This window comes from Komagataeibacter kakiaceti JCM 25156, assembly GCF_000613305.1.
In genome coordinates, this window is sequence record NZ_BAIO01000036.1 from 1 (window position 1) to 11647 (window position 11647).

Sequence of the window (11647 nt, forward strand, 5' to 3'; positions counted from 1 at the left end):
CCAGACGGCGGGCCATGGTATCGGCCATGCCGCCTGGGGCGCGCCCTTTTACACGGCCCGATACGGTCACCACCACATCGGGCGCGTGGCGAATGGCCGCATCCACACGGCGTAGCGCGGCCAGGAAACCCCGATCCTCGCCCAGAGGCAGCGCAGGGATACCGCCCGCCCGTTCCCAGCCCGCAACACTTACGGCAATGCTGGCCCCGGAATGTTCCGTATGCCGTGGCCATGGGTCATGTGGGTCCGGATCGATCAGGTCATGAATACGGTCCAGCAGGGTGGCGTAGGCGCTTTCCGCCGCGTCATCGCGGTGAAGATGCGCGGGAATCAACAGCGCCTCCACCGGGTCAATCACGGCACGGCCACATACCGCGTCGGCCCCCCTGTCAAAGGCGGCGAGTGTGTTCACCAGCCAGTCAGGGGCTGGAGCGCCATCGGCATCGGTCGTGAACAGGAGCCCGCCGGGGCCAGCTATCCCGGCCGCGATCTCCATGGCTTCACGCCGCGCGGTGCTACATGGGCGATGGATGACGGATAGGTACGCATAATAACCGAAACGGGAAACGGCAAACATACGGCATGGTCCCGCACACAATCCGGCGTATTATCAGTACAGTTATTGAGCAGCAGGACCACGTGGGTCAGGCAGGCTTCACGCTGGCTGGCAAGGGCGGACAGGCAGGCATTGATCCGTTCCGCCTCGTTCCGGACGGGAATGGCCACAACGAGTGGGCGGGCACGAAACCAGGCCGGGAGCATGGATGACCCTTTGGTTGGGAACCCCCTGAACGCCCGGTCCATGGCCCGGTTGCATGGGGCAAGGGCAATCCATCGCCGCCGTCATCATGGCGGGATCGCCGCAGCCGCATACAACGTCCCATCCCATGGTTCCGGGGCGGATCGGGCAGCATTCCCTGTGCTCCCCATGGCGGTCCATGTGCTTTCCACAGGCCGCATTACCCCGATGCGCCCCCGCCCCGATACCTACAAACACGCATGATGATGGATCAGGGATATGAGGCATCATCCTTTTTATTGTAACGGATGATGTATGACAGAAATTGAGCAGACTTATGAAATCATATCGCAGGCCCTAATATTCCTGCATGTACCTATTGTGTAGAGAAGTAATTTATTACGCATGGCAGTACCGCATTTATACCATTTTTATGGAATGGCCCTTGCAATAAACTAACGGTGTTATAACAGGCTGCCAAGGTTCGCTTGCATATCACATCGCCCCCTAATAGCAGAAGAAATCGCCCACTGGCTGAATCATGCCGTGCCGTTTGCGCCAGCCGACCGGCAACATCACGCCAGCCAGGGCCAAACAGCGAACGATGCGGCCATGGCTGTATCTCCAACCAGACCTGCCCCCGCCAGTTCCGCGTGGTTCAGGCCATGGCGACATAGGCCGCCACCATAAAACTGAGGACACCTGTCTTGCCCATTGCGTTGCTGGCCCTTGCCATCGGGGCGTTCGGCCTCGGCACTACCGAAACCATCGTCATGGGGCTGCTGCCACAGCTTTCCACCGGGCTGCATGTCTCCATCGCACAGGCGGGGCTGCTGGTGTCGGGCTATGCCATCGGGGTGACCATCGCCTCCCCCCTTGTGTCGATCCTGACCAACAGCCTGTCACGGCGCGCGACCCTTCTGCTGACAATGGGCATATTCATTGTGGGCAATGCGTGCAGCGCCGTGGCACCGGGGTATGGCAGCCTCATGCTGGCGCGGGTGCTGACATCGTTCTCGCACGGGACATTCTATGGCGCGGCTTCCATCATAGCATGTCAGGTCGTCGCGCCTGACAAACGGGCGCAGGCGCTCTCCCTCGTCTATATCGGGCTGACGCTGGCCATGATCCTGGGCGTGCCGATGGGCACGGTCGTAGCCCAACTGACATCATGGCGCATGGCGTTCTGGCTGATCTGCGCGGTCGGGGTGCTTGCATGGACCACCATGTGGATATGGATTCCGCAGGACCGGGCCAGCGGGCCCGCCATTCCATTATCAGCGCAGTTCCGGGCCATGCTGCACCCGCTTGTCGTGACCATGATGCTGGTTTCGCTCTGTACCGCCGCCAGCATGTTTACCCTGTTCACCTATATTTCCCCCTTCCTGCAGATCCGCACGGGTTTCAGCACGCATATGATCGACGGTATCCTGCTCATGATCGGGGGGGGCCTGTGCCTGGGCAACCTGCTTGGCGGACGGCTGGCGGACTGGAAGATGCTGCCATCATGCGCGGGGCTGATGGCGGCCGTGGCGGTGGTGCAGATCCTGCTTGTGCCCGGCAGCCTGCACCCGTGGGTCTGCCTTGCGCTGCTGTTCCTGTGGGGCGTGTTCATCTATGCGCCCATGGCCCCGCTACAGACATATGTGGTCGCCTGCGCGGGGGCCGCGCCCAACATCGCCGCCGCCATGAACCAGAGTTCCTTTAACTTCGGTAACGCAATTGGCGCATGGGCAGGCAGCTACATGGTGGATACCCACTGGTCGTATGCCGGGCTGCCGGTCCTGTCCTCATGCTTTGCCTTTATCGGGCTGGGGCTGGTTGGACTGGCGGAATATTATGCCCGGCAACAGGAAAAGCCCCGTAAAACCACACCACACCCGCTGACCAGCGCCACCCATGCCGTCGTGCCGAAACCACAGGCACGCCAGACCGTCATGAGCCGTGACCAGGTATGACGGCCGTCCTCTGGACAACAGTCGTCTGATAAAAAAAGTAAAAGTTTCTGGGTGTCGCCTTTTTTTGAAAGCAGCTTCACCAGAAACTTTCCTATGATTTGCGAAATATCCCCGGGCAGGCTTAGCAAACAGCCTTTTACCGGGGCAGCCGTTGAATCCGTCTGGCTTCCCGCGTATGGGCGCGCAGGATTTCGTTCAGGCCCGACAGGCAGGGCACGCCATCATCCACCAGAACCTTCCCGTTGACGATGGTCGTGCCCGCCACTGCGGGCGCGCAGCGAAGCCATGCCTCAACCGGGTCGGTCAAAGCCCCGGCAAGGGCGAATTCAGACATTTTCCAGATAACCAGATCCGCGCAGGCGCCGGGCCGCAAATGACCCAGTTCATCCGTCCGGCCCAGACAGGCGGCGCCGCCCTGCGTCGCCATGTCCAGCGCATCACGGGCGGACATGGAATGGGGGCCGTTTCTGAAACGCCCCAGAAGCAGCGCCATCCGGGCTTCCAGCCACATCGAGGCATGATCGGTCGAGGCCGAGCCATCGCACCCAAGCCCCACATGCATGCCCCGCGCGCGCAGGTTCATCGCATCCGCCGCGCCACCGCCAATCATCATGTTGGAACAGGGGCATTGCACGGTGCACACGCCAGCATGGGCAAGACGGTCAATTTCCCTGTCGGAGGGATAGATGTAATGCGCCACCCATGAGCGGGGAGAAGCCCACCCCACCTGTTCAAGATACTCGGTCGGGGTACAGCCGTACACCTCGGCACAGTAAGTATCCTCCTCATGGTCTTCCGCAAGATGGGTATGAAGACGCAGGTCATGTTTATCGGCCAGGGCGGCTGATTCGCGCATGATCCGTTCGGATACGCTGAACAGGGAACACGGCGCCAGAGCGACACGGTCCATGGCGCCCGGAGCGGGGTCATGAAAGCGGGCGACCAGGCGTTCGCTATCCGCAAGGATCGTATCTTCATCCTGCACGACCGAGGCCGGTGGCAGGCCGCCATCTTCAACCGAGCGTGTCATTGACCCCCGCGTGGCATGAAAACGGAAGCCGATCTCATGCGCGGCACGGAACTGTGCGTCGATCAGATGGGGTCTGGGGTGTACATACATGTGATCCATCGAGGTCGTGCACCCGCCCATCAGCAGTTCCACCATGGCGACAAAGGTGGAGAGATAGACGGATTCCTCATCCAGTCCGGCCCATAGGGGATACAGGCCCTGCAACCACTCAAACAGCGTGCCATTGGTAACCGGGGCATAGGACCGGGTCAGGTTCTGGTACATGTGGTGATGGGCGTTGATCAGGCCGGGCGTGACAAGCTGGCCATGCGCATCAATGGTTCTGCCGGAAACAGGGGGAGTCTGACCACTTTCGCCCACGGAGTGAATGCGCCCGTCCTTTATGGCGATCCAGCCACCAGAAATTTCACGGTTGCGATCAACATAAATGTAAGCGTCAGTAATCAGGAGATCAACGGTCATACGCGTGCCCTCGTTCAATACCGGTAGCAAGACGGTTACCGTCCCGTCATGATGAGGCCCTGTACCGGACATGGCGGGTCCGGATCGTCATCGCATGGTATCGAACGGGCATTTATGACACTATTTCTATCACCAACTTCGCCAGCAACGCAACGGCCTTCCGGCGACACTTCTTAGTGGGCTATCTGAAACAGTCAGTCCATGAAATGTCCCGCAAACATAAGTAAGTTTTTGGTGTGAATTTTTTTGGAAAGCTTCAGGGAACGCCGCCTTTTTAAAAAAAAGTCGGCACCCAAAAACTTTTATTTTTATTTATCAATCAGTTATTTTAAAATATTTTTTCGTGAAAAATACTATACTTTCGCACACAATATTTCAGCAGTGACAGACTTACGTCAATCGGTGATATTTCTGTCATGCAGGGCATGGGCGTATTTATCCCCCCACGTCTTGAGCGCCTGAATGACTGGCTTCAGGGTCTTTCCCAGATCGGTCAGGCGTATTCCACATGCGGTGGCACCTCGGGGAAGACGGTGCGTGACACCAGGCCGTCTGCCTCCAGTTCGCGCAACTGGTTGGTCAGCATCCGCTGCGTGACGTTGGGCAGGCGGCGGCGCAGTTCGCCGAACCGCAGCACCCCGTCATCGAACAGGTGATACAGGATCAGCGCCTTCCACTTGCCCCCGAACAGTTCGAGCGTGGCTTCCACCGTGCAGCCGGGGCTGCAGGCCAGCGTGGTGTGACGGATGCGGGGCATGGTATCATTCCTGACACTAGTGGCGGTTTATGTGCGTTCTTGCGCACACCACAGGCTGGGTCAATGTTTGCATGCGGGCCGGACGGATGGCCTGCATTTGTGAACAAGGTTGATCATGTCTTCATCTTCGTTATTCGGTCCCGTGCGACTGGGCGACCTGTCGCTGGAAAACCGGATCTTCCTACCGCCGCTGACACGCTGCCGCAGCACCCAGCCCGGCGATATTCCCAACGCGCTGATGGCCGACTATTACGCGCAGCGCACGCAGGCGGGTTTCCTGATTACCGAAGGCACGCAAATCGAACCCCGTGGGCAGGGTTATGCCTGGACACCGGGCATCTACTCCGCTGAACAGGTCGCGGGCTGGAAACTGGTCACCGATGCTGTGCATGCAAAACGGCGGCCCATCTTCGCGCAGTTGTGGCACGTAGGCCGCGTGTCCCACCGCGCCCTGCAACCCGGCCATGAAGCTCCGATCGCCCCATCCGCCGTCGCGGCAACAGGCGTGAACGTGTTTATCCCCACCGGGCCGGGCACGGGAAAGCTGGTGCCACCCGACATGCCGCGCGCACTCTCCATCCCCGAAATCCATAAACTGGTGGAGATGTATGCGCAGGCGGCGCGCAACGCACTATCCGCCGGCTTTGATGGGGTGGAGATCCACGCGGCCAATGGCTACCTGATCAACCAGTTCATCTCCGAACGCGCCAATTTCCGTACCGATGCCTATGGCGGCAGCCTGTCCAACCGCCTGCGCTTCCTGCGCGAAGTGGTGGAGGCCGTCGCCGCCGTCGTCACGCCCGACAGGATGGGCGTACGGTTTTCCCCACTGTTCGGCACGACCACGGAAGAACGCGTCTATCTCGGCCTGCTGGAGGACAATCCGGCGGAGACCTACACGCAGGCCGTGCGCGTGCTGGCGGAAGCCGGCATCGCCTATGTCTCGCTTGCTGAGGCTGATTGGGACAATGCGCCCGAAATGCCGGACACCTTCCGCGCCAGCGTGCGCGACATCTTTGGCGGTCGCATCCTGTGCGCGGGCCGCTACGACCTGCACAAGGCACAGCATGTGCTGGGCCATGGCTGGGCGGACATGATCGGCTTTGGCCGGAAGTTCATCGCCAATCCGGACCTGCCCGCGCGGCTGGAACATAACTGGCCGCTCAATCCGCTGGACCCGGCGACGATGTATGGCGGCGGCGCGCATGGCTACACCGACTACCCTTTCCATAACCAATAAACAGGGAAACGGACCAATGAGTTTTTACCAGACCCTCAACCCGACCACGGAAACCGTGGAACGCACGTTCGAGCTTCACACCACTGCGCAGATGAAGGCGATTGTCGATCGCGCGGACCATGTGTGGAAGACCGACTGGAAAAAGCGCGACATCGCCGCCCGCAAGGTCATCATGTCAAAGGCCGCCGACCTGCTGCGTCGCGATCGCGTGGCGCATGCGCGCCTGATCGCGACCGAAATGGGCAAGGCGCTGCCGGATGCGCTGGAGGAAATCGATATCACCGCCGATATCCTGTCCTTCTATGCCGATGGTGCGGCAGAATTCCTTGCCCCCACGCACCTGAAGGTCAAGGAAGGCCATGCGAAGATCATCAACCAGCCGCTTGGCCTGATCTACTGCATCGAGCCCTGGAACTTCCCCTATTACCAGCTCGCCCGCGTGGCTGGGCCGAACCTGATGGCGGGCAACGTGGTCATCGCCAAGCACGCGCCCAACGTGCCGCAATGCGCGCTGGCGTTTGAAAAGCTGTTCCACGATGCGGGCGCGCCTGTGGGCGTCTATACCAACATCTTCCTTGATAACGACCAGTCCGCTGAACTGATCAAGGATTTCCGCATCCGTGGCGTCGCCCTGACGGGCAGCGAACGTGCGGGCCAGACGGTCGCGGCCGAAGCGGGTGCGGCGCTGAAGAAAGACACAATGGAACTGGGCGGCAGCGACGCCTTCATCGTGCTGGATGATGCGGACCTTGAACTGGCGGTCAAGTGGGCGACGTGGGGCCGGTTTGCCAATAACGGGCAGGTCTGCACGGCGGCCAAGCGCATGATCGTGCATGAGAAGGTCTATGACGCCTTCCTCGCGGGGCTGAAAAAGGCGATCACACAGTTCCGCATTGGCGATCCTTTGGTCGAGGGCACGACCCATGGCCCGATGAGCAGCAGGAAGGCACTGGACACCGCACTGGCGCAGACCGACGAAGCGGTCAAGGCGGGTGCGACGCTGGTGGCCGGCGGCAAGCGGATGGAGCGGGCGGGCTTCTTCATGGAACCGACCATCCTGACCAACGTGTCAAAGGACAACCCGGTCTTCTATCAGGAGATTTTCGGCCCCGTTGCCGTCGTGCACAAGGTAGCATCGGAACACGAAGCCATCGAACTGGCCAATGATTCCCCCTATGGCCTTGGCGGTTCCGTGTTCTCCCGCGACCTTGGCCGGGCGGAAAGGGTGGCCGAAGCGGTCGAAACCGGCATGATGTTCATCAACACGGCCACGGCTGCGGCCCCTGAACTGCCCTTTGGCGGGATCAAGAATTCGGGATTTGGCCGCGAACTGTCGTTCCTCGGCATTGAGGAGTTCATCAACCGTAAGCTGATCCGCGTTGCCTGACAGGGAGGAACCCTATTTTCCAAGAAGCTGCTAAAAAAATAAAAGTTTTGGGGTGCCGTCTTTTTCCAAAAAGGCGGCGTTCCCTGAAGCTTTTTGAAAAAAGCTTCACCAAAAACTTCCTTATGATTACAGACCGACGACATGCGCAAATAATAAAGAGTAAAAAACATAAAACGCGCCACCCGTCGGTGCCCGGGTGGCGCGCTTCGTATCATCGGCAGGGTGATGCCGGGATACGGCGGCGGGCGTGAGATGAAGCAAGACCCACCGCCATCCATGTCATGGGAACCAACGCCGTCCGCAGCGGTAGGCAATCAGGTAAAGCCCCATGTAAATCATCGGAATGAAGAAAATGATCCGTTCAAGGTCACCCATCATGGTCAGATCTCCCCATCGGGTGAAAGGCTGGACTGGGCATCAAGCATGATCGCGCCAGCCCCGGAAATCAGGATGATCATGACCGTGCCGATCACCCATGCGAAATACCACGGCCCCTGATCCCCCACGAATACGGCGAACAGCAGGGACACGACCAGAACCACGGCCAGACCGGCCAGACGCAGAAGCTTTGTCATCACGACCTCGCAATCAGTAGCTATGGGTGTCGTTCACGACATCGGCGGTATGGACCTTGCCGCGCATGACGTAATAACACCATGAAGTATAGGACAGGATGATCGGCACGAAGAGGCCCGCCACAACCAGCATGCAGCCAAGTCCATATTCACTGGCGGTGCTGTTCCAGACCGTCAGGCTCTGATCCGGCGCGGTGGAAGACGGCATGAGGAACGGGAACATGGCGCAGCCAACCGTGGTGATGGTGCCAGCCCATGCCCCCAGCCCCAGCCACCAGCCCGCAACCGTACGACCAGACGCCAGCATGGCAACACCCGCCAGCATACAGCCCAGCCCCATAAGCGGCAGCAGCCACAGGGCGGGATGGGTGTGGAAGTTATGCATCCAGCCTCCTGCCACCATCGCCACCGACTGCCCGTATAACGGGTTGGCCGGCATGGCGGGGTTGACCGGGGCGGTCATGACAAAACCGGGCAGGAAACGTACCCACATACCACCGATAATAAACAGGATCGCCGCCAGCAGCCCCCCGCCCATGGCATAACGCCGGGCGCGCGACCAGATCGGGTCATCCGCCCGCAACATGAGCATGGCGCCCCCCTGATAGACACTCAGCCCGACGGACATAAGCCCGCACAGGATGGCGAACGGGTTGAGCAGGTAGGACAGGAAGGATTCATCCTGATAGTACTGCCCCGTCCAGCCAAAGTGGTAGCCCACCCCTTCCAGCACATTGCCGAAGGCCGCGCCATAGATGAACATCGGCACGAAGCCCGACACCAGAAAGACCCAGTCCCAGCTTGCCCGCCAGAGCCGGCTATCCGCCTTGGAGCGGTATTCAAACGCCACCGGCCGCAGGATCATGCTGAACAGCAGCATGATCATGACCACGTAGAAGGTGGAGAACGACGTGCCATACAGCGTGGGAAAGGCCGCGAAAATCGCGCCGCCCCCCAGAATAAACCATACCTGGTTGCCATCCAATGGGGGCCGATGATGTTGAGCGCGGTACGCCGTTCGCCATCGTTACGGCCAACAAAGCGCAGCAGCGTACCCACGCCCATATCCATGCCGACCATGGTGCCCAGCCCGATGAACAGCACACCCAGCAGCGCCGCCCAGACCATTTTCAGTATCGCGTAAAGTTCCATTTCTCCGTTTCCTGTCAGGAAGCCATGGGCCGCATGTCAAAGGCGGAAGCGCCGGGTGCGGCAGGTGTGTGCGGTTGGACGCCGTCATGCCCGGGGCCAAGACGGGCGAACTTGAACATGAGGTACAGTTCAGCCGCGATGAACACGCTGTAGAGCAGCACAAAGCCGACCAGCGAGAACACCATGTAGGACACGCCATGGCTGGAGGCCGACAGGAAGGTGGGCAGCCAGCCAAATACGGTCCAAGGCTGGCGGCCAGCTTCCGCCGTGATCCAGCCGAACTCGGTGGCCAGGACCGGCAGCGGGATCGACCACATGCACAGTTTCAGCAGCAGGCGGCTGCGTTCAAGCCGGCGCTTCAGGCTGAGATAGGCCGAAATGGCAAACAGCGCGAAAAACCACAGCGACAGGAACACCATCAGCCGGAATGACCAGAACGTGACGAATACGTTGGGCAGGATATCGGGCTGCGTCGCGCGCACCACATCATCAATCCGGTCCGCGGGAATGGTCGTGACATCCTGACCCGGAGCATGGCGGGTTGCCAGCAGGCCGTAGCCCATGTCCTGCTCATGCGCGGTGAACCGGGCCAGATCCGTGCTGCTATGGGTGACGCCATAGCGGCGGAGCGCCGTAACCGCCTCGATCCCGGAGCGGATGCGCGGGCCTGCCTCATCCTCCAGTTCGTGCATGCCGGTAATGGGCTGGTCAAACGTGTGGGTGATCAGCGGCGTCAGGACCAGCGGCACGCCAATTTCGTAATGGTTTTCCTGCTTGGCGTCATCTGGCAGGGCGGCGACGATCCACGGCTCGAACGGCGGGTTGCTGGTATGCCACAGCCCTTCGATCGCGGCGATCTTGGTGGGCTGCTTTTCATAATCCAGACGCCCCAGCACGTCGCCCAGCGTAATGACGGCCACGGTGGAAATGATACCGAACAGGGCGGCCATGCGAAACGAACGCGCGGCAAACTGCCGGTACTGGCCCCGCAGCAGGTAAAAGGCGCTGATGCCCATGACAAACATGGCCGCCGAGACATAACCCGCCACCGAAGTATGCACGAACTTCGCCTGCGCATCGGGGTTGAAGACCAGATCGACAAAGCTTTCGAACTGCATGCGCATGGTTTCAGGGTCGAAATGCGCGCCTTCGGGCACGTTCATCCCGGCATTGGCGATCAGGATCCACAGCGCCGACAGGTTGGACCCAAGGGCCACCAGATAGGTAACAGCCAGATGCGCCTGTTTGCTCAGCCGGTCCCAGCCAAAGAACATGAGGCCAACGAACGTGGACTCCATGAAAAAGGCCATCAGCCCTTCGATCGCCAGCGGCGTGCCAAACATATCCCCAAAGAAGTGAGAATACATGGACCAGTTGGTGCCGAACTCGAATTCCATGGTGATGCCGGTGGCCACACCAATGGCGAAGTTGATGCCGAACAGCCTGCCCCAGAACTGGGCCATGTCCCTGTATATCTGCCGGCCGGTCACGACGTACACCGTTTCCATGGCCGCCAGCATGAATGTCAGGCCCAGCGTAAGCGGCACGAACATGAAATGGTACAATGCCGTCAGCGCGAACTGGAAGCGCGACAGATCGACGACATCGGGGTTAATGAATTCCACCGTCAGGTCTCCTGATTTCGGTATGGGCATGAGGGGATTTTTCCGGGTTTCAGGTCGTCATCGGGTCATCGCACCCTCCCCGACCTCATGAAACCGGCCCCCCTCGACACGCACCACCCGGTCCATCCGTGCCGCCACGGCAGGGTTATGGGTAATGCACATGATGGTTGTGCGTGATGGCAGGGCCTGTAGAAGCGCGGCCATCAGGCCGTGCTCGGTCCGCGCGTCCAGCCCTTCGGTCGGCTCATCAAGAATGACCCATTCCGGATTGCGCAGCACAATCCGGGCCACGGCCAGCCGCCGCGCCTGCCCGCCGGAAAGACGCAGGCCCCTTCCCCGATCAGGGTATCCAGACCGGCGGGTTCCGCCCGCACGAACGTATGCAGTTGCGCGACCCGCAGGGCCCGCCACATCGCCTCCTCCGTGGCGGTGGGACAGGCAATGGCCAGGTTGCGGCGGATACTGCCCATGAACAGGTGAAAGTCCTGCGCCACCACGCCAATATGCCGGGCCATGACATCCGCATCGACATCACGCAGGTCCACGCCGCCAAGGCGGGCCTGTCCTTCCTGATAGTCATGGAAACGGAAAAGCAGATTGACCAGCGTGCTCTTGCCCGCGCCGGAAGGCCCGATAATCGCCACACGCTCCCCCTGCCCGACTGACAGGTCCGCATGCCGCAGCGCCCAGTGTTCCGCCCCCGGATAGCGCAGGCCGATACC

The 11647-nt window shown here is 60.5% G+C and carries 7 protein-coding genes and 4 pseudogenes; 3 read left to right on the top strand and 8 right to left on the bottom strand.

Features of this window, described 5'->3' with window-relative positions; all coding sequences use genetic code 11:
- Window positions 1–496: pseudogene (locus JCM25156_RS21485) on the bottom strand (glycosyltransferase); the annotation flags it as partial.
- The gene (locus tag JCM25156_RS30735) at window positions 475–726 is read right to left on the bottom strand and encodes a glycosyltransferase (protein WP_242402469.1); all 252 of its coding nucleotides are present in this window, start codon (window positions 724–726) and stop codon (window positions 475–477) included. The pseudogene JCM25156_RS21485 and the gene JCM25156_RS30735, both read right to left, overlap by 22 nt.
- Before the next feature lie 720 nt (window positions 727–1446).
- Here JCM25156_RS30735 and JCM25156_RS04495 point away from each other — a divergent pair.
- Window positions 1447–2697, top strand: a complete 1251-nt coding sequence (locus JCM25156_RS04495; protein ID WP_025812280.1) for an MFS transporter — start codon at window positions 1447–1449, stop codon at window positions 2695–2697.
- Between the two features lie 136 nt (window positions 2698–2833).
- Here JCM25156_RS04495 and JCM25156_RS04500 read toward each other — a convergent pair whose 3' ends face one another.
- Both JCM25156_RS04500 and JCM25156_RS21490 read right to left on the bottom strand, forming a co-directional pair.
- Window positions 2834–4189 (bottom strand): 8-oxoguanine deaminase, encoded by a 1356-nt coding sequence (locus tag JCM25156_RS04500; RefSeq protein WP_025812281.1) that lies wholly within the window; start codon window positions 4187–4189, stop codon window positions 2834–2836.
- Between the two features lie 395 nt (window positions 4190–4584).
- A pseudogene (locus JCM25156_RS21490) lies at window positions 4585–4946 on the bottom strand (winged helix-turn-helix transcriptional regulator).
- A gap of 115 nt (window positions 4947–5061) precedes the next feature.
- Here JCM25156_RS21490 and JCM25156_RS04510 point away from each other — a divergent pair.
- Together JCM25156_RS04510 and JCM25156_RS04515 are read left to right on the top strand one after the other, a co-directional pair.
- Window positions 5062–6186 (top strand): alkene reductase, encoded by a 1125-nt coding sequence (locus JCM25156_RS04510; protein WP_025812282.1) that lies wholly within the window; start codon window positions 5062–5064, stop codon window positions 6184–6186.
- A 16-nt stretch (window positions 6187–6202) separates the two neighbouring features.
- Window positions 6203–7573 (top strand): NAD-dependent succinate-semialdehyde dehydrogenase, encoded by a 1371-nt coding sequence (locus JCM25156_RS04515; RefSeq protein ID WP_025812283.1) that lies wholly within the window; start codon window positions 6203–6205, stop codon window positions 7571–7573.
- A 380-nt stretch (window positions 7574–7953) separates the two neighbouring features.
- Here JCM25156_RS04515 and JCM25156_RS04525 read toward each other — a convergent pair whose 3' ends face one another.
- The 4 genes and pseudogenes from JCM25156_RS04525 to JCM25156_RS21500 form a co-directional block, all read right to left on the bottom strand.
- Complete coding sequence (locus tag JCM25156_RS04525; protein WP_025812284.1) at window positions 7954–8148, bottom strand: hypothetical protein; 195 nt, start codon at window positions 8146–8148, stop codon at window positions 7954–7956.
- A gap of 13 nt (window positions 8149–8161) precedes the next feature.
- Window positions 8162–9300, bottom strand: a pseudogene (gene cydB, locus JCM25156_RS21495) (cytochrome d ubiquinol oxidase subunit II).
- A 14-nt stretch (window positions 9301–9314) separates the two neighbouring features.
- The gene (locus JCM25156_RS04535) at window positions 9315–10925 is read right to left on the bottom strand and encodes a cytochrome ubiquinol oxidase subunit I (protein WP_025812285.1); all 1611 of its coding nucleotides are present in this window, start codon (window positions 10923–10925) and stop codon (window positions 9315–9317) included.
- Between the two features lie 57 nt (window positions 10926–10982).
- Window positions 10983–11647 (bottom strand): annotated as a pseudogene (locus tag JCM25156_RS21500) (amino acid ABC transporter ATP-binding/permease protein); the annotation flags it as partial.